Genomic DNA, 23056 nt, shown 5'->3' with positions numbered 1-23056 from the left:
CGTGAAGGCACGTGTTACCGTGACGTTGAAAACGGGCATCCTCGATCCGCAGGGCAAGGCGATCGAGGGTGCGTTGAAGTCGCTCGGCGTCGACGGCGTCGCCAGCGTCCGCCAGGGCAAGGTGTTCGACATCGAGCTCGCCGGCGCGGACAAGGCGAAAGCGGAGGCGGCGTTGAAGGACGCCGCCGACAAGCTGCTGGCGAACACCGTGATCGAGAATTATCGGGTCGAGCTGATCGGGTGAACGGGATGGCTCACAGCCACCCGACCCGACGAAAACGCCAGTACAGCGCCCCGCACGAGACCAGCATCACGCCGAGCAGCGTGTAATAGCCGTACTCCCAGTCCAGCTCCGGCATGTGCTTGAAGTTCATGCCGTAGATGCCGGCGAGCGCGGTCGGGATCGCGATGATCGCGAGCCACGAGGCAAGCTTCTTGGAGACCGCCGTCTCCTGGGCCTGGCCGACCAGCAGGCTCGCTTCGAAGGCGAACGCCAGCACCTCGCGCATCGAATCGATCCGCTCCTGGATGTTGCGGACGTGGTCGGTGACGTCGCGGAACAGCGGCTGCATCGTCGCGCGCACCATCGCCAGCTCGTCGTGCTCGAGCCGGCGGCAGACCTCGACCAGAGGGCCGATCGCGGTCCGGAGCCGCAAGAGGTCGCGGCGCAGCATGTAGAGCCGTTCGATCTGCGCCTTGCTGATCGACTTGGAGAGCACGTCATCCTCGATGCTCTCGACCTCATCGTGAATGCTCTCGAGCACGGGCGAGTAGTTGTCGACGATGAAATCGAGAATGGCGTAGAGGATGTAGTCCTCGCCGCGCGCGAGCGCTCGCGGGCAGCTTTCGCAGCGTTCGCGCACCGGCGTGTAGGACGTCGACGCACCGTGGCGCACCGAGACCAGATAGCCTTCGCCGACGAAGATGTGCGTCTCGCCGAAGGCGATCCGGCCCTCGATCAGTTGCGCCGTGCGCGCCACGATGAACAGGGCCTCACCATATTGCTCGATCTTCGGTCGCTGATGGGCATGGTTGGCGTCCTCGATGGCGAGCTCGTGCAGGTCGAACTGCTTCTGCACCGCGCTGAGCAGCGCCATGTCGGGCTCGTGCAGCCCGATCCAGACCACGTGGCCGGGCTTCGCCCGCCAGCTCGAGGCTTCGCTAATGGCGATATTGGCGACGCGCCGGCCGTCGACATAGGCACCGGCGGCGATGACGCCCTCGGTGGACACCGGCTCGGAGAGGGATGCGGGCAGCGAGGGGACATTCATGGCTTTGATCCCGGGCGAATCGATCGGCCGAATGGCGGGCTATGGCCTGTGCACAACGCTCGCGGGCAAGGCTAGCACTGGTAAAATCCCCGTCAAATGGTTATGTCTGCTGCCGATTTGGCAGCCGTGCCAGCCCCATTCAATCCTCGTTCGGAACCTCTGCCATGAAAGCCGCCATCCTCGTCTTTCCCGGAATCAACCGCGAGCGCGACATGGCGCGTGCCTTGAGGCTGATCTCGGGCAGCGAGCCCACAATGGTCTGGCATGCCGAGACGTCGCTACCTGATGGTACCGACCTCGTGGTGGTGCCCGGCGGGTTCTCCTATGGCGATTACCTGCGCTGCGGCGCGATTGCGGCGCGGGCGCCGGTGATGGACGCGGTGCGCGATTATGCGGCCAAGGGCGGCCTCGTGCTCGGTGTCTGCAACGGATTTCAGATCCTCTGCGAATCCGGCCTCTTGCCTGGCGTCCTGATGCGCAATGCGCGGCTGAAATTCATCTGCCACGACGTGCATCTGCGCGTCGAGCGTTCCGACACGCCGTTCACGCGCGGCTACAATGCAGGGCAGGTGATCCGCGTGCCCATCGCGCATGGCGAGGGCAATTATGCGGCGGACGCCGAGACCATCAAGCGGCTCGAAGGCGAGGGTCGCGTGCTTTACCGCTATTGCTCGGCCGACGGCGCGATCGACGATATCAGCAACATCAATGGCGCCGCGCAATCCATCGCCGGCATCGTCAACGACAAAGGCAACGTGCTCGGCATGATGCCGCATCCGGAAAACCACGTCGAAGACATCATGGGCTGCACCGACGGCCGCGGCCTGTTCGCCGGCCTCACCGCGCATCTGGAAAAAGCCGCGTGATTGCGTTCGTGCTGAAGCGGCTGCCGGCCGCTGTCGCCGTCGTTGCGTTCGCGACGGCCGCGTTCGCGCAGGATTTTCCCAAGCGTCCCGTCACCATGATCGTGCCGTTCGCCGCCGGCGGCACTTCCGACGTGATCGCGCGCACCGTTGCCGAGCAGATGGGCATCGCGCTCGGCCAGACTATCGTGATCGAGAACGTCGCCGGCGCTGGCGGCTCGACCGCACTGGCGCGCGCCTCCCGCGCCGAGCCCGACGGTTACACCATTGCGATCGGCAATGCCGGCACCAACGCCGCGACCTATACGATCTATCCAAAACTGCCGTTCACGCCGGACTCCTTCGTGCCGATCGCCATGGTGGCGAAGACGTTCGGCATCATCGCCGTGCGCAAGGATTTTCCGGCAAAGGACCTGAAAGAGTTCATCGCCTATGCCAAGGCCAATCCCGGCAAGATCAATCTCGGCCATGCCGGCGTCGGCTCCTCGAACTATTTAATTTGCAAGAGCTTCGTCACCGCTGCGGGTATCGACGCGACGCTGGTCGGCTATCGCGGCGCCGCGCTCGCGCTCACCGATGCGATCGGCGGCCAGATCGACGGCGTCTGCGATGCGGCAGCCTCGGTCTCGCAGTCGATCAACGAGAAGTTGGCGCGCGGGCTCGTGGTCGGCTCGACCGTCCGGCTCGCCACAGTGCCCGACCTGCCGACGTCGGCCGAAGCCGGCCTGCCCGAATTCGAGGCGCAGGGCTGGAACGGCCTGTTCGCGCCCAAGGGCACGCCTACGGCAATCATCGCCAAGCTAAATGCAGCTGCTCGCACGGCGGTCGAAACCGACGCGGTGAAGAAACGGTTCGCCGATCTTTCGACCGTTGCACCCGATCCCGACGAGCACACGCCCGAGGTGCTGCAAAAGCTCGTGACGCGCGACGTCGAGAAGTATCGCAAGATGCTGGCGGACGACGCCAAGTAATAGCTAGCGTCGTTTCAGCCGTTCCGTCGGCACCGTCATCGCGGCGACGCCCGCCATGACCAGCACCAGGCCCAGCGCCAGGTTCGAGGGCACGCTCTCGCCGAGCAGCAGCACGGAGAGGCCGACGCCGATCGGGATGCGCAAATAGCCTTGCGCGTTGGTCGTCAGCGTGCCGAGCCTGCCGAGGCACATGTAGAACAGCATCAGCCCCAGCGCGCTGGAGACGATGCCCATGACGATGGTGGCTGTGATCGCGGTCGGTGTCGGGTGCAGCGTCCAGGGCTGATCGATGATCAGCGAAGGCGGCAGCAGCACGAGGCCGCCGAACAGCAGCGAGCCGGCTGCCACCACCATCGGATCGTATTCGGACAGCCGCAGGCCGAAGATGGTTGCGCAGGCGAACGAGATGGTGGCGAGCAGGATGGCGATCTCCGCCACGATCTCGCTGCCGACGCCGCGCAGTGCGTCGAGCCCAACGATGACGATGGTGCCGGCAAGGCCGAGGATCGCGCCCAAGAGCTTCAGCAGCGTTGCCGCTCGTGCCGCGTGATCAGCGAGGTGATCAGGAAGGCGAAGATCGGCGTGGTCGAGGCCAGCACCACCGTGTTCGACGCCGGCACATATTGCTGCGACCAGGTGATGATCAGGAACGGAAAGGTCGAGTTGATCAATTGCTGGGTCGCGAACAGCTTCCAGGCCTTCGCATCGGTCGGAATCCTGACGCCGCGCATCCACAGGATCGCGAACAGGAAGGCGGCCGCGATCAGCGAGCGCGCCGAGATGAAGGTCACAGGCGGGATCGTATCCAGCGCGAGCTTGGCCAGCGGATAGGTTGAGCTCCAGCAGCAGGCCAGCGCGACCAGCAGCGCATAGTCACGCCAGTTGCGCGCGCTGGTGGCGGGCATGGACGGCAGCGGCGAGGCCGAGGCGCGACCCGTCGGCGGTGTGCTCTGCGGCACCTTGGTGTTGCTCCCGGCGCGACAGCGCTGGACCCAAGTCTGGGCGACGGGGCGCCAAAAGGGAAGGCGGCGAGCTATGCGTTTGGCTGTGGTGCCGGCTTCCGCTTCACCCGCTTGATCGTGCCGGAGAAGGTGAACAGGGGCCGCCCGCCTGATGTCAGCTTGCCGCGCAGGAAGATCAACGAGCCGCCGGCGCGGGAGACCTCGCCGACGCATTCGATCAGCTCGCCTTCGCGTGCCGCGTCGAGGAAGTCGCAGGCGAAATTGGTGGTCACGGCCGGCCCATCCAGCTCGTGGGTGGCGATCGCGAACAGACAATAGTCGGAGAATGCCATGAAGCAGCCGCCATGGACGTTTCCGGAGCCGTTGAGGTGCTTCTTCTCGACCCGGAACGCCGAGCGGACGCTGCCGTCGTCCTCGATCCTGTGCCAGAACGGGCCGATATGGCTCTCAAAACTGTCGCGAATCCAGGTTCGCCAGCCCTGGAATTCCCCATCGGTGGCGACGTGGAGGTCGGGGCGGCGGGGCGGGGGCGCTTTGGTCAATTCGTGCAAGGAAATGGGCCTTCAATTGCGAGTCGTTTGCCCTTAAATCCGATCTGTCCACGCTGTGCAATTCCTGTTCCCGCAGCCCCCGGCCGCAAAACGTGGGACAGCGGGAAAATGCGCCATAAAGGGCTTTTCCAAGCCGTCCGATGTTCCTAAGAACGGCCCACCGCCGTCGAAAGCCTCGAATCCATGAAGAACGAACCCAAGATCACTCCCGAGCTTATTGCCGCCCACGGGCTCAAGGCGGACGAGTATGAGCGCATTCTGAAGCTGATCGGGCGGGATCCAACTTTCACCGAGCTCGGCATCTTCTCGGCGATGTGGAACGAGCACTGCTCGTACAAATCCTCGCGCCTCCATCTGAAGGGCTTGCCGACCAAGGCGCCCTGGGTGATCCAGGGCCCGGGCGAGAATGCCGGCGTGATCGACATCGGCGACGGCCAGGCCGTGGTCTTCAAGATGGAGAGCCACAACCACCCGAGCTACATCGAGCCTTACCAGGGCGCGACCACCGGCGTCGGCGGCATCTTGCGCGACGTCTTTACGATGGGCGCGCGCCCGATCGCCTGCCTCAATGCGCTGAGCTTTGGCGCACCGGAGCATGCCAGGACGCGGCATCTCGTCTCCGGCGTCGTCGCCGGGGTCGGCGGCTATGGCAATTCCTTCGGCGTGCCGACGGTCGGTGGTCAGGTCCGCTTCCACACCCGCTATGACGGCAACATTCTCGTCAACGCGATGGCGGTCGGCCTCGCCGATACCGACAAGATCTTCTATGCCGCCGCCTCCGGCGTGAACATGCCGATCGTCTATCTCGGCTCCAAGACCGGCCGCGACGGCATCCACGGCGCCTCGATGGCCTCGGCCGAGTTCGACGACAAGTCCGAAGAGAAGCGCCCGACCGTCCAGGTCGGCGATCCCTTTGCCGAAAAGCTGCTGTTAGAGGCCTGCCTCGAGATCATGGAGAAGGGCTGCGTCATCGCGATCCAGGACATGGGCGCGGCGGGTCTGACCTGTTCGGCGGTCGAGATGGGCGCCAAGGGCGATCTCGGCGTCGATCTCGATCTCGATGCGGTGCCGACGCGCGAGATCGGCATGAGCGCCTACGAGATGATGCTCTCGGAGAGTCAGGAGCGCATGCTCATGGTGCTCAAGCCCGAGAAGGAGAAAGAGGCCGAGGCGATCTTCAAGAAGTGGGGCCTCGATTTCGCCGTGGTCGGCTACACCACGCCGAGCAAGCGCTTTGTGGTCAAGCATGGCGGCGACGTCATGGCCGATTTGCCGATCAAGGAACTCGGCGACGAGGCGCCGCTCTATGACCGCCCGCATGTCCCCTCCGCCGCTTTGCCTGTCGTGCATGCGCGCGAAGTGGCGGCGCCGATGAATCTCGGTGCCGCGCTCGAAAAGCTGATCGGCACGCCCGACATGTGCAGCAAGCGCTGGGTCTGGGAGCAGTACGACCACGTCATTCTCGGCAACACCATGCAGCGTCCCGGCGGCGATGCCGCGGTGGTGCGCGTGCAGGACGGCCCGAAGGGCCTCGCGCTGACCGTCGACGTGACGCCGCGCTATTGCGAGGCCGATCCTTATCAAGGCGGCATGCAGGCCGTGGCGGAAGCCTGGCGCAACATCACTGCGGTCGGCGGCAAGCCGCTTGCGATCACCGACAATCTCAATTTCGGCAATCCCGAGCGGCCCGAGATCATGGGCCAGTTCGTCGGCTGCCTGAAGGGCATCTCGGAAGCCTGCCGCACGCTCGACTTCCCGGTCGTCTCCGGCAATGTCTCGCTCTACAACGAGACCAACGGCCGCGCGATCCTGCCGACGCCCTCCATCGGCGGCGTCGGCCTGCTCGACGACTTCACCAAGTCGGCCTCGCTCGCCTTCAAGGCCGAAGGCGAGGCGATCCTCCTGATCGGCGAAACTCACGGCTGGCTCGGTCAGTCCGTTTACCTGCGCGACATCTGCGGTCGCGAGGAGGGGGCGCCGCCGCCGGTCGATCTCGCAGCCGAGAAGCGCAACGGCGACTGCGTGCGCGGCATGATCCATGCGGGCACTGCGACCGCCGTGCACGATCTCTCCGACGGCGGTCTTCTGATCGCGCTGGCCGAGATGGCGATGGCGAGCGGCATCGGCGCAAAGCTGCTGGCGGCGCCGACCGCGTTGGTGCCTCAGGCCTATTGGTTCGGCGAGGACCAGGCGCGCTATCTCGTCACCGTGCCTGAGACGGAAGCCGGCCGCGTGCTCGCCAAGATGCGCGGCTGCGAGGTGCCCTGCGTGCGGATCGGTACCACCGGCGGCGACGCGATCGCGATCGCGGGCGAAGCGCCTGTTGCGATCGACACGCTCAGGGCATCGTTCGAGCGCTGGCTGCCGGAGTATATGGGCGGGAAAGCGGCCTGAGGCGCTGAACCGGTAGCCCGGATGAGCGAAGCGACATCCGGGTCTTTGTCGTGAGGTTTCCCGGATATCGCTACGCTCATCCGGGCTACGGGTATCGTGCCTCACAACACCTGTGACGCCCCCGGAATCTTCCGCAAGCCCGCCGTCAGTCCCCAGCTCAGGATCACCGTGAGCACGAAGCCGATCGTGGCTTTCACGATCGCAGGCCAGCTGTAGTCGTACAGCGCGTACTGGATCCACAACGCGATCGGGTAGTGCACCAGGAAGATGCCGTAGGCATCCGCCTGCATGCGGTCGAGCAGGTTCGAGCCCGGCGACTTCTGGTGCAGGAAGAAGGCGAGGATCGCGAGCAGGATCGAGCCTGAGAACAGCACGAAGAACGTGCCGTAGATCGCCTGATACCAGTGCGGCTGCGGGTCTGGATTGCCCAGAACTTCGCGCTTGATGTAGATCATGCCCCACATCAGGCAGTAGGGGATCAGCGTGGCGATCACCCAGAGCCAGCGTTGTTTCGGCAACTGGCCGCCGGCGCTGAGGATGCCGCGATCGAAGTTCGCCGCTCCAACGCTGACGCCGATGAAGAAATAGGCGAAGTAGAGCAGGATGCGGCTCGCCTGCACCGAGAACGGCCCGAGCTCGAACCATTTGCTTCCGCCGAAATAGAGCAGCGCCGGCACGTAGGCGATTGTCGTCACGACGACGAGCAGCAGCCAGAATACGGCCGGCTGGTCGAATCCGCGTAGCGACACGCGGTTGCCCGGGTCGACCAGATGCGCGGAGACCCGGTAGAGCAAGCTCGCGGTCAGGTCGAACGCCAGCAGCACCCACACGAACCAGATCGGGCCGCTCGGCCACGGGCCAACCGTGATCGTCTTCCACCAGAACGCCGTGAAGCTCAGCCCGGGATCGTGCCGCAGCGCGATCGCGTAATAGGCGAGGGGAATCACGGTGAACGCCGCGATCGCGAACGGCAGCCCGAGCCGCAACAGGCGGTCGCGGAGAAAAACTGACGGCGCCTTGCGCGCGATGCCCGGCCAGGTGAACAGTCCTGACAGGAAGAAGAACATGGCCATGAAGAAGCTGTCGGTGGCCAGCACGACGATGTCGAAGCCGATCCAGGACGCCGGATCGGTGTGCCCGAAATAGGTGTAGGGAATGACGGCGTGGTGCAGCAGCACCACCAGCGTGAGGAAGGTGCGGGCGCGATCGAGCGACAGATTGCGCGCCTTGGCCTTCGGCACCGCGTGCGCCTCTGCGCCGATCGTCGCTGAATGTGACATCGTCATCGTGGCCGCCCCGGTCGCGCTTTCCGTCCCGGCCGGACTTTGCCGCCGGGAACCGGATTCAGCAAGGGTCGTTTGGGACGCCCGCAGGTCTCGAGACCGCTAGGAACCAGTTCCCTGCGACGAAGTTAGCGTTCGCCAAAAGGGCTTGGGACCGCGGCAAGCGGTACAATTTCGGAGCTGGCGATGACGATCCTGAAATGGGCGCTGATCTTCCTACTTGTCTCGATCGTGGCCGGCGTGCTCGGCTTCACCGGCATCTCGGCCGCCTCCGCCGACATCGCCCGCTTCCTGTTCTACGTGTTCGTCGCGATTTTCCTGGTGCTACTGATCCTGGGGCTCACGATATTCAGGGCGTAGCGGGGCTCGCGTCAGCATTCCCAGTCGTCGTGCCCGCGCTTGTCCCGGGCATCCACGTCCTTTGTATCCGCGGCAGCCAAGAACGTGGATGGCCGGGACGAGCCCGGCCATGACAGCAGGCCCTATGTGGGCTTACCCCACTTCCTCGATCTTCACCTTGTCCGGATAGAAGGCGAGATGGCCCGAAATCTCGGTCATCGCGGGAAAGGGCGCCTCATAGGTCCAGATCGCGTTATCCAGCGTCTTGCCGTCGGCCTTGACGCTGTAATAGCTCGCATCCCCTTTGTAGGGGCAATGGGTGACACGGTCGGTGCGCTCCAGCAGCGCCATATTGGCGTCCTGTCGCGGCACATATTGCACCGCCGGATATTTCGCCTCTTTCAGCGTCAGCGCCTTGGTGGTCTCGGCGATCACGATATCGCCGGCCGTGACGCGGACGCGCCGGGGATTTGGGGTGATGGTGATGGGGTGGTCGGGCCCTGGAAGCTTCATGATTTCACGCCTTTTTCGATCGCTCTGCCGCGCGCGGCACTTTGTCGTGGCTTTATCCAGATCGGATCACCGATATAGTGCCGGAAGGCGTGACGTAGAAGGCCGTTCACGCTAAGTTTGGGCCCGCCGGCTTTGCATATCCGGACCCCGGCAGCGATTCGACGACAAGGCTGATTGCAGCCGAGACAGGAGCACGACCCGAATGCCAATGGACGCCCACGATATCGAGGCGATGATCAAGGCGGCGATCCCCGATGCCGAGGTGACCATCCGTGACCTCGCCGGGGACGGCGATCACTATGCCGCGACCGTGATCTCGGAAACCTTCCGCGGCAAGTCCCGCGTCCAGCAGCACCAGATCGTCTATCAGTCCCTGCGCGGCCAGATGGGCGGCGTGCTGCATGCGCTGGCGCTGCAAACCGGTGTGCCGGGCGCCTGATCTGCTCGTGACGGGGGGATGACGATGGCTGCGGACAATCCGCGCGGCGCGATGTTTCGCGTCATCCTGCCAAACCAGCACAGCCGCGTCACCAATGCCGAGCTGTTCTTCGACCTGGTCTTCGTCTTCGCGATCACGCAGGTCTCGCACACATTGCTGCACCATTTCACGCCGCTCGGTGCGGTGCATGTCGCGGTGCTGTTTCTCGCGGTATGGTGGGTGTGGGTCTACACCGCCTGGGTCACCAACTGGCTCGATCCCGAACTGACGCCGGTCCGGATCCTGATCTTCCTGATGATGCTGGGCGGTCTCGTGCTGTCCACGACGATCCCGACCGCGTTCGAGGGGCGGGGCCTGTGGTTCGCGATCGCCTACGCAACGATGCAGGTCGGGCGCACAGCCTTCTGGATGTTTGCAACGCCGCGGCATCGAACTGCGGTCCGGCACAATGCGATCCGCATCCTGACGTGGCTCTCGGTCTCCGCGATCTTCTGGATTCTCGGCGGCCTCGCCCATGACGAGGCGCGACTATGGTTCTGGATCGTGGCGCTGACGATCGAATACATCTCGCCGGCGGTCCGCTTCTGGGTGCCGAAGCTTGGCTTCTCGTCGGTCGAGGCCTGGGCCGTCGAAGGCGGCCACATGGCCGAGCGCTGCTCGCTGTTCGTCATCATCGCGCTTGGCGAGGCCGTCGTCGTCAACGGCGCGACCTTTGCCGAGCTGGACTGGACCGCGGACAACGTTTTGGCCTTCGTCTCCGCGCTGGTCGGCAGCATTGCGATGTGGTGGGTCTATTTCCACAAGGGCGCCGAGGCCGGCGCCGAGCGCATCTCGAAATCCGCCGAATCCGGCCGGTTGGCGCGGCTCGCCTACACCTATCTGCACATGCCGATCGTCGCTGGCATCATCCTGACCGCGGTCTCCGACGAGCTCGTGCTGAAGCATCCGTTCGGGCATTCAGATATCCGGACCATCGTGAGCACGATCGGCGGTCCCTTGCTGTTCCTGGTCGGCACCATCCTGTTCAAGCACGCGATCCGCGGCTTCCTCCAGCTCTCGCATGGGATTGGCATCATCGCGCTCGCGGCGCTGTCGTGGTTCGCCGCCGAGCTGTCCCCGCTATGGCTGTCGGTCGCCGCGACGGTGATCATGATCGTTGTTGCGGTATGGGAGTCGGTTTCGCTGGGATCGACGCCGGAAGAAGCCGAGGAGCATCAGAGCACGGACCGCGGTAGCGCCTGACTTGAACGCCTCGTCCTTCGAGACGACCGCCCCGCGGTCTCCTCAGGATGAGGCTAATCAGCGCCGGTGCCCGTCGAAACTGCTGCCACGGATACCGTCCTCATCCTGAGGAGCCCGCCTAAGGCGGGCGTCTCGAAGGATGCGCCGCAGGAAACGGAGGAATTTCTACTCCGCCGCCTCCAGCGCGTGCACCGAGAACATCTTCGCGGCATCGGTCCAGCTCTCACGCACACGCCAGCCCGCGCCCTGCGCCAGCGCGGCAAAACGCTCGAGGCTGTATTTGTAGCTGTTCTCGGTGTGGATGCTCTCGCCCGCGCGGAACGAAAAGCTGGTGCCGAGCAGGCGCACGGTCTGGCTCTTCTTGCTGATCAGGTGCATCTCGATGCGGTGCCGCTCGCGATTGTAGATCGCGCGATGGGTGAAGGCGGAGAGGTCGAAATTGCCGCCGAGCTCGCGGTTGATCCGCACCAGCACATTGAGGTTGAAGCGCGCGGTGACGCCGGCGGCATCGTTATAGGCGTCGTGGAGCAGACGCTCCTCCTTCTCGAGGTCGGCGCCGATGATCATCTGCGCACCCCGGCCCAGGATGGCGCGCGCGCTCTTCAGGAAGGCCTGCGCTTCATGCGGCTCGAAATTGCCGATGGTCGAGCCCGGGAAGAACCCGACCTTGGGCATCGTCGCCACCGCCTTGGGCAGCTCAAACGGCGTGGTGAAGTCGGCCGCCACCGGGTAGATGCCGAGTGACGGAAAATCCCGCTTCAGGCCGTTTGCCTGCGCCGTGAGGAAGTCGCCAGAGATGTCGACGGGCACATAGGCCGCGAACTTGCACTGGTTGAGCAGCAGGCGGACCTTTGTGGTCGCGCCTGCGCCGAATTCGACGAGGGCGGCGTGCTCCGGAATGATCTTTGCGATCTCGCTGCCCCGCTCCTTCAGGATCGCCAGCTCCGTGCGCGTCGGGTAATATTCCGGCAGCCGTGTGATCGCTTCGAACAATTCCGATCCGGCCGCATCATAGAAATACTTCGGCGACAGCTTTTTGGGCTGCTGCGAGAGGTCCTCAATGGCCTCGCGCGCGAAGGCGGTGGTTTGTTCGTCGGGAAGATGGGCTTCGGCCAAAGCGCTGGCGTGCACATTCATGATACTCTCCTGAACGCGCTGTCCGGCGCGCATTTGTCGTCGGATGAGAATTTTACTCGTAGTCGGCGAGCCGCAGTCCCGTGAATTGCCAGCGGTGGTGCGGATAAAAGAAGTTGCGATAGGTAATACGGCTGTGCCCCTCCGGGGTTGCAAGCGAAGAGCCGCGCAGCACCAGCTGGTTGACCATGAACTTGCCGTTGTATTCGCCGAGCGCGCCTTCGATGGCGCGATAGCCGGGGTAAGGCGAGTAGGACGATCGCGTCCACTGCCAGACGATGCCGAAGGCATCGTTGAGCTGGCCCGCGCGGGCCGCGACCTCCCACTCCATCTCGGTCGGCAGATGTTTTCCGGCCCAGCGCGCAAAGGCGTCAGCCTCGTAATAGCTGACGTGGCAGACGGGCGCGTCAGGATCGACCGGCTTGAGGCCGGCCAGCGTCATCACATGCCATTGGCCGTCGATCTCGCGCCAATGGCCGGGGGCGTCCCAGCCCTCGTTGTTGACGGCTGCAAAACCGTCCATCAGCCACAGCGTTGCGGTCCGGTAGCCGCCGTCGCGCATGAAGGCGAGCCATTCGCCATTGGTGACGAGATTGCGCGCGAGCTTGACCGGGCCGACGAGGGCGCGATGCGCCGGCTTCTCGTTGTCGAAATGAAAACTGTCATCCACGTGACCGACGGTGTGGATGCCTTCGTTCAGCGTCAGCCAATCCTCACTGGCCGGCGTCGCGGCCGGGAAGCGCCAGTCCGGATCATAGGCCGGCGGGATCGGGTTCTGCGCGAAAGCGTGCAGGATGTCAGTGACCATCAATTCCTGATGCTGCTGCTCGTGATTGAGGCCGACCTCGACCAGCGGCGCGATCTCGCGAAGCTTGTCCTCGCCGGCGTCGCGGAAGAATTTCACGACGGCAGCGTCGACATATTTTCGATAGGCGCCGACCTGATCGGCGCTCGGGCGGGTGATGTCGCCGCGGTGATTGCGGGAATGGCGCGGACCGGCGCTGACGTAATAGGAATTGAACAGGAAAGCGAAGTCAGGGTGAAAGGGCTGGTAGCCCGCACAGTGCTCGCCGAGCACGAACTGCTCCCAGAACCAGGTGGTGTGCGCCCGGTGCCATTTCGTCGGGCTCGCGTCCGGCATGGACTGGATCTGCTGGTCCTCCGGCGACAGCGGCGCGGCCCTGCGCTCGGTCTCGTCGCGGACGGTGAGAAACGCGTCCTCCAGCCTCTGGGCAAGGCCGCCCAAATCGGCCGACGGTGACGGGGCGGGGGCCGTAGCGGAGGCTTGTTTCGTCACGTTTTTCTCCAGACAGGACAAGAGAACGTTGTTGGCGTTGCCGGGTTCCAAAACGCCGGGTTCGTCCTAGATAGGGGCTCCGGGACGGTATGAAAGTCCTCCCTGACGATGATATTCGTGGCATCATGCAATGGGCCGGCGGTGCCGAGAGTGGTCCGCCCAGCGGCCGCTCGCCGCCATTTTACTTTGGATGCACAACGGTTTGGGCTACATATATACCCAGGTATCGGGTTAGATCGGTGGAGCCAGCCCGAAGCGATTGGAGTGGGCTCCGCCCCATAAGGACACGGATATGAGCATCGAGGAATTCATCGCCAACGAAGTGAAGTCGAACGACGTGGTTCTGTTCATGAAGGGCACACCGCAATTTCCGCAATGCGGGTTCTCCGGCCAGGTCGTCCAGATTCTCGACCACATCGGCGTCGGCTATAAGGGCCTCAACGTTCTCGAATCCGCCGAACTGCGCAACGGCATCAAGGACTATTCGAACTGGCCGACCATTCCGCAGCTCTATGTGAAGGGCGAGTTCGTCGGCGGCTGCGACATTGTCCGCGAGATGTTCCAGGCTGGTGAATTGCAGCAGCTCTTCTCCGAAAAGGGCGTCGCTGTCGCGGCCTGATACATGACCCAGCTGACGCGCCGGATCGGCGGCGCGGAGCTCAAGGTCATCGTTGCTGACATCACCACGCTGAGCGTTGACGCCATCGTCAACGCGGCCAACACGTCGCTCCTGGGTGGGGGCGGCGTGGATGGCGCGATCCATCGGGCGGCCGGGCCCGAGCTTCTCGCCGAGTGCCGGAAGCTCGGAGGATGCCCGACCGGCGATGCCAAGATCACCAAGGGCTACCTTCTCCCTGCGCGCCATGTGATCCATGCGGTCGGCCCGGTCTGGCACGGGGGCACTCGCGGCGAGGCAGAGGCGCTGGGCTCCTGTTATCGCCGTGCGCTCGAGCTCTGTGAGGCCAATCAGCTGACGTCCGTGGCGTTCTCCGCGATTTCGACCGGGGTTTACGGCTTTCCGGCCGACCAGGCCGCGAAGATTGCGGTCCATGCGACCATTGAAGCCCTGCAGGCCGCGCCGCTGGTCGTCGACGTCATATTTTGTTGTTTCTCGGAAAAGAGCGCGGCTCTGCACGCGGACGTTTTGGCGCGGTATGGCGGCCCTTGTGCCTGATGACGCGGTCGGTACACTCCGCCGGGCCATGTTCCGGGGAGGGGATATGATTTCACAGTCTGGACTGCGCGCGCTGGTCTGCGCCGCGCTTGTATCGTTGGGTACGATGTCGTTCGCGCGGGCGGAGGGCACCTACGAGATTCCGGCCGGCGCGCATTTCAACCAGGACAAGCTCGCCAAAGTCACCGAGTTCTTCAAGAACGAGGTCGCGACCGGCAAGATCGCCGGCGCAAATGTGCTCATCAAGCAACATGGCAAGCCGGTCTACCACGAAGTCTTCGGCGTGCAGGACGCGGTCAGCAAGGCGCCGATCACCGACAAGACGATCTTCCGCCTGTTCTCGATGAGCAAGGCGATCACGTCCGTCGTCGCAGTGAAGTTGATCGAGGAAGGTACGATCAAGCTCGACGATCCCGTCTCGAAATACATTCCGTCCTTTGCCAATGTGAAAGTCGGCGTCGAGAAGAAAGCCGAGGACGGCACCAAGTCGCTCGAGCTCGTGCCGCCGAACCGGCCGATGACGGTGCACGATTTGATGACGCACACCTCGGGCGTCACCTACGGCTTCTACGGCGACAGCCTGGTCCGCAAGGCCTATCGCGAAGCCAACATCTATGCCGGCGATTTCGACCTCGCCGAGTTCGCCGAGCGCATCGCAAAACTTCCGCTGCACAACCAGCCGGGCGCGCTGTGGCAATACGGCCATTCCACCGACATCCTGGCGCGGGTCATGGAAGTCGCGGCCGGCAAGCCGCTCATCGAGATCGAGCGGGAGAAGCTGCTCGACCCCCTCGGCATGGTCGACACCGGCTTCTTCGTCACCGATCCTGACAAGCAGAAGCTGCTGGCGCAGCCGGTGCCGAACGACAGTGATTTCCGGGTCGGGCGGATCAATGATCCGACGGTCGTCAAAAAGATCCAGTTCGCCAGCGGCGGTATGGTTACGACCATGGTGGATTATGAGCGCTTTACGCAGATGTTGCTCAACGGCGGCAGCCTCGACGGCAAGACCATTCTCAAACCCGAGACGTTCAAGCTGATGGCCACCGACCAGATTGGCCCCAAGTCGGGCGTCGATCGCGATTATTTCTACTTCCCCGGCGATGGCTTCGGCTTCGGTCTCGGACTTGCGGTCCGCACCGATCCCGGCAACGCAAAACCGCCGCCGCCCGGCGATCTCGGCGAATTGAAATGGGACGGCGCCTCCGGCTGCTATTTCGTGATCGATCCCAAGCAGGACATGTTCTTCGTGCTGCTGGAGCAGACCCCGACCGAGCGCCAGCGCGTGCAGCGGACATTGAAGCAGCTGGTCTATGAAGCGATGGAGAATTGACATGTTCGGGCGCCGCGCATTGATCGCGGCGCTCGTTCTTCTCGCCGGCGGCATCGTTGCGAAGGCGGGTTCCGAGAGACCTGCGGTCCGGACGCTCTCGCCCGCGGGGCTGGCGAAGGTTTCCGACTACATCCGCAACGAGGTCGCCACCGGCAAGATCCCCGGCGCCATCCTGCTGCTTCAGCAGCACGGCAAGCCGGTGTATTACCAGAATTTCGGCGTCCGCGACGTCGCGACCGAACTCTCGATGAGCGCGGACACGATCTTCCGCCTCTACTCGATGTCGAAGCCGGTCACCTCAGTCATGGCGATGATGCTGGTTGAGGAGGGCAAGCTGTCGCTCGACGATCCCGTCTCGAAATACATTCCGGCCTTCGCCGGCATGAAGGTCGGCATCGAGAAGAAGGCCGAGGACGGCAAAGTCGCCCTGGCGATGGAGCCGCCGGAGCGACCCATCACAATCACGGATCTGCTGCGCCACACCTCAGGGCTGCCTTACGGCTATTACGGCGGCGGCATGGTGCGCGAGCTCTATGCGGACGCCAATCTCTTCAACAGCAATCTGACCAACGCCGAATTCGCCGCCAAGGTCGCCACGCTGCCGCTGGTCGAGCAGCCCGGCACGGTGTGGGATTATGGCTATTCCACCGACGTGCTCGGCCGCGTCGTCGAAATCATTGCCGGAAAGACGCTGCTGCAATTCGAGAAGGAGCGGCTGCTCGATCCGCTGGGCATGACCGAGACGGCTTTCTTCGTCGCAGATCCTGCCAAATTCCCGCGCATCGCCGAGCCGATGCCGGAGGATCGCTACATCAATCCGACGACGCAGCTCCGCGACATCAGGCGGCCCGCGACCTGGGAATCGGGCGGCGGTGGCATGGTCGGCACGGTAGGCGACTACGCCCGCTTCGCCCAGATGCTGCTGAATGGCGGAATTTATGAGGGCCGACGCTATCTCAAGCCGGAGACCATCGCGCTGATGGCCTCGGATCATATCGGGCCGGAGACGAAGATCGCGCGCGACCAGAACTATTATCCGGGTGGATCTTCCGGCTTCGGACTCGGCTTCGCCGTGCGCACCTCGGTGCCCCCTGGGACGGCGTGGCCGCTCGGCGAATATCGCTGGGACGGCGTCGGCGGCACGTTCTTCTTCATCGATCCCGAGGACGACCTGTTCGGGATCTTCATGGTGCAGACCCCGACGCAGCGTGGCCGGATTCAGCTGGCGCTGAAGACGCTGATCTATCAGGCGATGGGGCGGTAGAGTCTTTTTGCGGTTTGCGTAGCCCGGATGAGCGCAGCGACATCCGGGACCCTGCGAGTGAAGTCCCGGGTATCGCTGCGCTCACCCGGGCTACGGGGCCTACGCTCCGCGCACGATCTCTCGGACGTAGCCGATCGTTTCCTCGACCTGGGCCGCATTGACGTCGAGATGGGTGCAGGCGCGGATGCGGCCGTCCATCATCGCAAGCGTGACGCCGCGCTGGCGCAGCGCCGCGACCATCTTGTCGCCGGGAATGCCGGCACCATCGGGCTTGAAGAACACCAGGTTGGTCTCGGGCTCCTGCACCTCGACGCCTGCGATCTGCGACAATCCGCGGGCGAGCGCGCGCGCATTGGCGTGATCGTCGGCAAGCCGCTCGACGTGATGGTCGAGCGCGTAGATGCAAGCCGCCGCGCAGATTCCGGCCTGTCGCATCGAGCCGCCGAGCCGCTGCTTCCATTGCCAGACCGCATCAATGAAAGCGCGCGAGCCCGCCAGCACGCCGCCGATCGGCGCGCCCAAGCCCTTCGAGAAGTCGATCCAGGCCGAATCCCAGCCCGCGGTCATGTCGCGCGGCGAGATGCCGCTCGCGACAGTGGCGTTGAGCAGGCGCGCGCCGTCCATGTGGGTGACGAGGCCATGTTGTTTCGCGATCGCGACGATCTCGTCGAGCGCGGCCTTCTTCCAGATCGTGCCGCCGCCGATATTGGCGGTCTGCTCGACGCTGACCACGGTCTGCGGCGGTTGGTAGCGGGTGCGCGGATGCAGCGCTTTGCGGAACGTCTCCGGCGTGAACTGGCCGTCGGGTCCCTTCAATTGCGTGACCTGGAAGCCGCCGATCGCGGCATGCGCCCCGCCTTCGCGCGCGATGATGTGCGCGCTTTCATGCGCGAGGATCTCGTCGCCGGGGCGGCAATGCACCAGCGTCGCGGTGACGTTGCACATCGTGCCTGACGGCATGTACACCGCGGCTTCCTTGCCGAGCAGCTCGGCGACGCGCGCACACAGGGCGTTCACGGTCGGATCGTCGCCGACCTGCTCGTCGCCGACCTCCGCCCGCGCCATCGCCTCGCGCATCGCAGGTGTCGGCTTGGTCTGTGTGTCCGAGAGCAAATTGATGCGCACCGGCGGCGCCTTGGGATCGATCGGGGAAGGGGTGTAGAGCATGGCTGGTCTCGTCATTTCACCTAGTCGAATCGTTGCGACGTATTGCGTGCGTTTCTCAAGGACCTGAACTAGCCACGAGAACGTTGAGTGACGCGCTGCCGCGCGGCGAGAAGGATTTCGCCTGGCGTGTCGGCCGTAAAGATATTGCAATCAGGCAGAGCGAGCAGCCCCTGATATCGGCAGATCTGCTCGTCGCGGGAGAGGGCCTCCCATGCTCGAAGCGCCGCTTTAGTCGGCGCTGCCGAAGGCAGAGTGTTGGCGAACTGGTCGGCCGTGCGAGACATCGAAGGCATGCTATCAAACAAAAAGGCCCCGGAGAACCGGGGCCTTTGAGCGATTGATCTGCCGACTATCAGCGCGAATAGAATTCGACGACCAGATGCGGCTCCATCTGCACCGGGAACGGCACGTCCGAGAGGTGCGGGATGCGAATGTATTTCGCGGTCATCTTGCCGTGGTCGACTTCGAGATAGTCGGGGGTGTCACGCTCGGAGAGCTGGCTGGCTTCGAGAACGTGAGCGAGCTGCTTGGAGGATTCCTTGACCTCGATCACATCGCCGAGCTTGACCAGATAGCTCGAGATGTTGACCTTGCGGCCGTTCACCTTGACGTGGCCGTGATTGATGAACTGGCGCGCGGCGAAGATCGTCGAGACGAACTTGGCGCGGTACACGACCGCGTCGAGACGGCGCTCGAGCAGGCCGATCAGGTTCTCGCCGGTATCACCCTTGAGGCGGCTGGCTTCGACATAGATGCTGTGGAACTGACGCTCGGAGATGTTGGCGTAGTAACCCTTCAGCTTCTGCTTGGCGCGCAGCTGCACGCCGAAGTCGGAGAGCTTGCCCTTGCGGCGCTGGCCGTGCTGGCCGGGGCCGTATTCGCGGCGGTTCACGGGGCTCTTCGGGCGGCCCCAGATGTTCTGGCCCATACGGCGATCGAGTTTGTACTTCGCCTCACTGCGCTTAGTCATCGCGTCCTCTTCAGGTACTTGGTTTGAGGAAACGCGCCCTCCTGTGTGACGGGCTAGCCCGGCACTGACAGGTCCGATCCCCAAAGCTTAAGGGACAGGACCACGGGTCGCGAAACGCTTCGCGGGCCGAAATCGGCCCGCGAGCAAGCGGCTTTTAGGGGGATTTGGGGCTCGCTGTCAATGCGAATGGCCTGGAATCACGTTCCGACCGCCCGGATCGGCTTCGACCCGGCCGCCCGCAATTCGGCAGCGATTTCAGTGTTCAGCACCTGTTCCAGCCGCGTCAGGACCCGGGCGATGGGGGCGGCGTCGGTGACCCGGTGATCCCAACGAATCACGACATGGATGGTCTGGTCAGGCCCGACCACCCCATAGCTGACGATGAAGGGTCCGGGCGTGATGGGGTGAAGCTCGCCACCGCCATAGGCGGCCACCGAGCTCACCGCGAAGCTGCCGAACCAGTTGCCGCGCTGCCGGCCGAAATTCAGTCCTATCGCCCAGGACAGCCGCCGCAGCGGCAGCGGCAGGCGGGTCGCCCGCATGATCTTGCGGAACATGGGAATTTCGTCGATGGGGGCGGTCTTGGCGTGCCGGATCTCGGCATCGACCGCAGCCAGCGTCATGGCCTCGGGAGCGACGATTCGCTGCGGGATCACGCATTCCTCGCCGCCCTCGACCCGGGCAATGGCCACCGACGCCACGCTCTTCGGCAGTTCGTAAAGCGACGGCCAGGGCCATTTGGCGTAGACGGTACGCAGGACCGGCTCGTCCCTGGCGACCAGGGCAAAAGCCTTGACGAACATGGCCGCCCAGCCGGCTGGCGCCATCGCGCCCGCGCGGGCCTCCAGCAGAGGGCCGATATCGAGCGAACGGGACAGGGACACGAAGGGCACGCCCATCGAGGCGTGCATGAGGTCGACAATCAGGCGACGCGGCAGCGAAATGGTCTTGGGCGTCCCGCGCATCGCTCTTTGGTTTCCCCTGATTAAAGTTTGTGCATCGAGCGGGGTTCCCGCTCGCCGCCTGCTCTAGCACGAACCAACCCGCGTGGGGCCCGTCGGTTCGCCGCATCAGGGTGCCGGCGAGGCCAGCGGCTTGGTCTTATCGACGATGTAAACCCCAAGCACTTTCATAGCCTTATCGCCGTGGGCTTTGGCGTCATGCACGACGCCTGCCGGGATCTGGTAGGAATCGCCAGCTTTCAGCGTCTTTTCCGGCTGCCCGTCGATAAGGAGATTGAGTTCGCCTTCGAGCACGTAACCGGTCTCGATGCCCGGATGGGTATGGCGACCGGCCGCGCCGCCCGCCGGGACCTCCGCGATGGCCGTGATGGTGTTGTAGCCATCCGCCTAGCAGCGCAGCAGTTCCCGGCAAGGTGGCAATCGGCTTTGCCGTCAGCGCTTGATCCCCTCGAACGCCGCCATGATGCCGCGCTGGAATAGCGACCAGTCGAAGCCGAGCGCGATCGCGCGGTAGCCGCGGTCGACCAAGGCGTTGGCCTGGTCTGCGGTGCGCGCCACGCCGCCGATCGGCACGCCGCTTCTGAGGATGCCGGCCTCGGCCCGCGCCACCAGCTCCAGCAATTCCGGATCGTCCATCTGGCCGCGCTTGTTGATGGAGGTGGCGAGATCGCCGGGGCCGATTACGGCGACGTCGATGCCGGGCGTGGCCATGATCTCGTCGATGCGGTTGACGGCGTCGACGTGCTCGATGGTGATCATGCAGATCATCTCGTCGTCGGCACTGGCCATGTAGTCCGGCATCGACTGGCCCCAGCGGAATGGCGCATGGAACGGACCCCAGAGCCGATCGCCGCGTGGCGGATAGCGCACGCTGCGCACCGCTTTCTCGGCTTCAGTGCGATTGGTAATCATCGGGAAATTGATGCCGAAGGCGCCGATGTCCATCGGTGCCTTCGCAAGCCATGGCTCGTTCGCCGCGATCCGCACCAGCGGTGTGCACGGTGTGCCGGTGGTGGCCGCGATCATCGCATGTGCTTCGGTCAATCCAATCGGCCCATGCTCGAGATCGACGATGATCCAGTCGAGTGAGCGCGCCATGATCTGCACGGTCTGCACGCTCGGGATCGTCGCGATCGCGCCGAAGGCGGGACGACCCTCGCGCCAGAGCTGGCGGAGACGGTTGAGCGGAGTTGCGGGGACCGACATGTTATGCCTGCGAAGGGATGACGACGGAGCCTAGCAGCGCGTCGCCGAGGCGCAAGGTCAGGCCGGAATGCGGCCGCCGAAGAACGGCGTCAGCACGGCCGAAAGGCCATGCACGCGATTCGAGGTGAAGATCATCTCGGCGCCGGATTGCGCGATGCCGCCGGTGTGCGGGCCGAGCAGATCCGAGACGCGGCGGGCGATCGCGGGCGCCGGATCGATCCAGTCGACCGGCCAGGGCGCGAGCTGTTTCAGCCGGTCGAGCAGCAGCGGGTAATGCGTGCAGGCGAGCACCACGGTGTCAGTGCGTGCGCCTGCGTCCCCGGCATCGCCGACGAAGCACGGGGCGAGCTCGGCGAGGATGGCGTCGTCGCTGACGGGAGAGCCGCTGAGCTCGGCTTCAGCCAGCGCGGCCAGCTCGGGCGAGCCGACCAGCGTCACCTCGCAGCCTTGCGCGAAATCGCGGATCAGTGCCTTGGTGTATTCGCGCTTCACCGTGCCCTTGGTGCCAAGCACCGACACCCGCCGGCTTCTCGACTGCGCGCAGGCCGGCTTGATCGCCGGCACCGTGCCGACGAAGGGCAAGGAATAAGCGGCGCGTAAGTGCGATAGGACCAGGGTAGACGCCGTGTTGCAGGCGATGACGACGAGGTCAGGATCGTGCGTGCCGATCAATTCCCCCATCAACGGCACCACGCGGGCGATGATCGCGTCCTCGCTGTGGTGGCCATAGGGGAAGAAGGCGTCGTCCGCGACGTAGACGTAATGCGCGTCGGAGCGCGCGGCCACGACCTCACGCAGGACCGTGAGCCCGCCAAGGCCGGAATCGAACACCAGAATCGTCGGAGAATTGGTCACGTGATCACTCTAGCCGGACATGGTTACCATTCGGTTTTTGGGGCGGTTTTGCGGCAGGGGCGCTGAGGGCCAATTTGGATGGATTCAATTTCGCGATTGCCGCATGGTCCCGGTATCAGCTGCCGTACTGCGGTGCGGATAGGGACAGGCCCGCAAAACTCCGGAGAGCCGACATGATCAGAAATACCAGCAACGGCTGGGGCAGCATTTCCCGATGGCTGCACTGGAGTCTGGCGCTGACCATCATCGGCATGATCGGCTTCGGGTGGTGGATGAACCACATGCCGGCGCGTCCCGACCGCTTCTTCTACCGTTCGATCCACGCCGATATCGGCTATGTGATCCTGCTGCTCACCGTGCTGCGCCTGGTCTGGCGCCTCCTCAACCCGACGCCCGCCATGCCGGCCGAGACCTCGCGCTGGCAGAAGGTCACGGCCCATGTCAGCCACGGCGCGCTCTATCTTGCCGTCATCGTCGTCACCATGCTCGGCTGGGCGCATTCCGGTGCGCACGCGCCTGATTATTCGGACTTCTTCGGCCTGTTTCACGTGCCGCAATTCACCGCTCCCGACCGCGCGGCAGCGGGCGTCTATGAAGACCGCCACATCCTCTTTGCCTATGTGCTGCTCGCCTTGATCGCGTTTCACGTGATCGCCGCCCTGTGGCACCATTTCATCCGCCGCGACCGCGTCGTGGCGCGGATGGTGACGGACGAGGCGGGGTAGGGCGGTCTCTCCACATCGTCATTGCGAGCGCAGCGAAGCAATCCAGAGTCCCTCCGCGGAAAGTTTCTGAGCCTCCCCTAAATCGGTGGACACCTATAGCTTAGACAGCAAGAGGTGTCAGATGACGAAACGGCAGCGACG

General features: G+C 64.3%; 23 protein-coding genes and 2 pseudogenes. 12 read left to right on the top strand and 13 right to left on the bottom strand.

The window, feature by feature from the left end:
• Nucleotide 1: 1 nt before the first annotated feature.
• Nucleotides 2–244 carry a phosphoribosylformylglycinamidine synthase subunit PurS gene (purS, locus tag AC0L3A_RS31375; protein ID WP_007602264.1) on the top strand — a complete coding sequence of 81 codons (243 nt, stop codon included), beginning with the start codon at nt 2–4 and terminating at the stop codon, nt 242–244.
• Nucleotides 245–254: 10 nt separating this feature from the next.
• Here the strand turns inward: purS and AC0L3A_RS31370 are convergent, their stop codons facing one another.
• The gene (locus AC0L3A_RS31370; RefSeq protein WP_473255822.1) at nt 255–1271 is read right to left on the bottom strand and encodes a magnesium and cobalt transport protein CorA; all 1017 of its coding nucleotides are present in this window, start codon (nt 1269–1271) and stop codon (nt 255–257) included.
• 164 nt (nt 1272–1435) lie between these two features.
• Here AC0L3A_RS31370 and purQ point away from each other — a divergent pair, with 164 nt between their 5' ends.
• Nucleotides 1436–2137 (top strand): phosphoribosylformylglycinamidine synthase subunit PurQ, encoded by a 702-nt coding sequence (purQ, locus tag AC0L3A_RS31365; protein WP_473255821.1) that lies wholly within the window; start codon nt 1436–1438, stop codon nt 2135–2137.
• Nucleotides 2134–3105 carry a tripartite tricarboxylate transporter substrate binding protein BugD gene (locus AC0L3A_RS31360; protein WP_473255820.1) on the top strand — a complete coding sequence of 324 codons (972 nt, stop codon included), beginning with the start codon at nt 2134–2136 and terminating at the stop codon, nt 3103–3105. Before purQ ends, AC0L3A_RS31360 begins: the two co-directional genes overlap by 4 nt.
• 3 nt (nt 3106–3108) lie before the next feature.
• Here the strand turns inward: AC0L3A_RS31360 and AC0L3A_RS31355 are convergent.
• A pseudogene (locus AC0L3A_RS31355) lies at nt 3109–4064 on the bottom strand (DMT family transporter).
• Between the two features lie 74 nt (nt 4065–4138).
• On the bottom strand, nt 4139–4618 hold the full coding sequence (locus tag AC0L3A_RS31350) for a PaaI family thioesterase (protein WP_007602274.1): 480 nt from the start codon (nt 4616–4618) through the stop codon (nt 4139–4141).
• Nucleotides 4619–4801: 183 nt separating this feature from the next.
• On the opposite strand from AC0L3A_RS31350, the gene purL reads away from it, so the two are divergent.
• Nucleotides 4802–7012: a phosphoribosylformylglycinamidine synthase subunit PurL gene (gene purL, locus AC0L3A_RS31345; RefSeq protein ID WP_473255819.1), complete on the top strand. Its 2211-nt coding sequence runs from the start codon at nt 4802–4804 to the stop codon at nt 7010–7012.
• A gap of 101 nt (nt 7013–7113) precedes the next feature.
• Here purL and AC0L3A_RS31340 read toward each other — a convergent pair whose 3' ends face one another.
• Nucleotides 7114–8292 carry an acyltransferase family protein gene (locus AC0L3A_RS31340; RefSeq protein ID WP_473255834.1) on the bottom strand — a complete coding sequence of 393 codons (1179 nt, stop codon included), beginning with the start codon at nt 8290–8292 and terminating at the stop codon, nt 7114–7116.
• 189 nt (nt 8293–8481) lie between these two features.
• On the opposite strand from AC0L3A_RS31340, the gene AC0L3A_RS31335 reads away from it, so the two are divergent.
• The gene (locus AC0L3A_RS31335) at nt 8482–8655 is read left to right on the top strand and encodes a DUF1328 domain-containing protein (RefSeq protein ID WP_007602280.1); all 174 of its coding nucleotides are present in this window, start codon (nt 8482–8484) and stop codon (nt 8653–8655) included.
• 132 nt (nt 8656–8787) lie between these two features.
• Here AC0L3A_RS31335 and AC0L3A_RS31330 read toward each other — a convergent pair whose 3' ends face one another.
• The gene (locus tag AC0L3A_RS31330; protein ID WP_027567668.1) at nt 8788–9147 is read right to left on the bottom strand and encodes a DUF427 domain-containing protein; all 360 of its coding nucleotides are present in this window, start codon (nt 9145–9147) and stop codon (nt 8788–8790) included.
• A 202-nt stretch (nt 9148–9349) separates the two neighbouring features.
• Between AC0L3A_RS31330 and AC0L3A_RS31325 the strand changes: the two genes are divergently transcribed.
• Together AC0L3A_RS31325 and AC0L3A_RS31320 are read left to right on the top strand one after the other, a co-directional pair.
• A complete protein-coding gene (locus AC0L3A_RS31325) occupies nt 9350–9586 on the top strand; it encodes a BolA/IbaG family iron-sulfur metabolism protein (protein WP_007602284.1) in 237 nt (78 codons plus the stop codon).
• Nucleotides 9587–9610: 24 nt separating this feature from the next.
• Nucleotides 9611–10828, top strand: a complete 1218-nt coding sequence (locus tag AC0L3A_RS31320) for a low temperature requirement protein A (RefSeq protein ID WP_473255833.1) — start codon at nt 9611–9613, stop codon at nt 10826–10828.
• A 165-nt stretch (nt 10829–10993) separates the two neighbouring features.
• Here the strand turns inward: AC0L3A_RS31320 and egtD are convergent, their stop codons facing one another.
• Together egtD and egtB are read right to left on the bottom strand one after the other, a co-directional pair.
• On the bottom strand, nt 10994–11965 hold the full coding sequence (gene egtD, locus AC0L3A_RS31315; protein WP_007602290.1) for an L-histidine N(alpha)-methyltransferase: 972 nt from the start codon (nt 11963–11965) through the stop codon (nt 10994–10996).
• 52 nt (nt 11966–12017) lie between these two features.
• Nucleotides 12018–13310 (bottom strand): ergothioneine biosynthesis protein EgtB, encoded by a 1293-nt coding sequence (egtB, locus tag AC0L3A_RS31310; RefSeq protein WP_354128077.1) that lies wholly within the window; start codon nt 13308–13310, stop codon nt 12018–12020.
• A gap of 241 nt (nt 13311–13551) precedes the next feature.
• On the opposite strand from egtB, the gene grxD reads away from it, so the two are divergent.
• The 4 genes from grxD to AC0L3A_RS31290 are packed head-to-tail and all read left to right on the top strand — an operon-like array spanning nt 13552 to nt 17030.
• Entirely contained in the window at nt 13552–13878 is a 327-nt protein-coding gene (gene grxD / locus AC0L3A_RS31305) for a Grx4 family monothiol glutaredoxin (protein ID WP_007602294.1), read from the top strand.
• A 3-nt stretch (nt 13879–13881) separates the two neighbouring features.
• On the top strand, nt 13882–14433 hold the full coding sequence (locus AC0L3A_RS31300) for an O-acetyl-ADP-ribose deacetylase (RefSeq protein ID WP_354159124.1): 552 nt from the start codon (nt 13882–13884) through the stop codon (nt 14431–14433).
• A 46-nt stretch (nt 14434–14479) separates the two neighbouring features.
• A complete protein-coding gene (locus tag AC0L3A_RS31295; protein ID WP_473255818.1) occupies nt 14480–15766 on the top strand; it encodes a serine hydrolase domain-containing protein in 1287 nt (428 codons plus the stop codon).
• Nucleotide 15767: 1 nt separating this feature from the next.
• The gene (locus AC0L3A_RS31290; protein WP_473255817.1) at nt 15768–17030 is read left to right on the top strand and encodes a serine hydrolase domain-containing protein; all 1263 of its coding nucleotides are present in this window, start codon (nt 15768–15770) and stop codon (nt 17028–17030) included.
• A gap of 99 nt (nt 17031–17129) precedes the next feature.
• Here the strand turns inward: AC0L3A_RS31290 and AC0L3A_RS31285 are convergent, their stop codons facing one another.
• The 6 genes and pseudogenes from AC0L3A_RS31285 to murI form a co-directional block, all read right to left on the bottom strand.
• A complete protein-coding gene (locus AC0L3A_RS31285) occupies nt 17130–18197 on the bottom strand; it encodes a threonine aldolase family protein (RefSeq protein ID WP_354128081.1) in 1068 nt (355 codons plus the stop codon).
• A 352-nt stretch (nt 18198–18549) separates the two neighbouring features.
• A complete protein-coding gene (rpsD, locus tag AC0L3A_RS31280; RefSeq protein ID WP_007602315.1) occupies nt 18550–19167 on the bottom strand; it encodes a 30S ribosomal protein S4 in 618 nt (205 codons plus the stop codon).
• A gap of 197 nt (nt 19168–19364) precedes the next feature.
• Nucleotides 19365–20132, bottom strand: coding sequence for an acyltransferase (locus AC0L3A_RS31275; protein WP_473255816.1), 768 nt, complete (start codon nt 20130–20132; stop codon nt 19365–19367).
• 105 nt (nt 20133–20237) lie between these two features.
• Nucleotides 20238–20513, bottom strand: a pseudogene (locus AC0L3A_RS31270) (cupin domain-containing protein); the annotation flags it as partial.
• A gap of 48 nt (nt 20514–20561) precedes the next feature.
• Nucleotides 20562–21335, bottom strand: coding sequence for an HpcH/HpaI aldolase family protein (locus AC0L3A_RS31265; RefSeq protein WP_473255815.1), 774 nt, complete (start codon nt 21333–21335; stop codon nt 20562–20564).
• Nucleotides 21336–21392: 57 nt separating this feature from the next.
• On the bottom strand, nt 21393–22190 hold the full coding sequence (gene murI, locus AC0L3A_RS31260; RefSeq protein WP_219684976.1) for a glutamate racemase: 798 nt from the start codon (nt 22188–22190) through the stop codon (nt 21393–21395).
• Between the two features lie 173 nt (nt 22191–22363).
• Between murI and AC0L3A_RS31255 the strand changes: the two genes are divergently transcribed.
• Nucleotides 22364–22915 (top strand): cytochrome b, encoded by a 552-nt coding sequence (locus tag AC0L3A_RS31255; RefSeq protein ID WP_473255814.1) that lies wholly within the window; start codon nt 22364–22366, stop codon nt 22913–22915.
• The last annotated feature ends 141 nt before the right edge of the window (nt 22916–23056 follow it).

It is taken from the genome of Bradyrhizobium sp. MI1.3, assembly GCF_055811695.1.
Note: the sequence above shows the minus strand (reverse complement) of the source record. Positions and strands in the feature narration are given on the sequence as shown.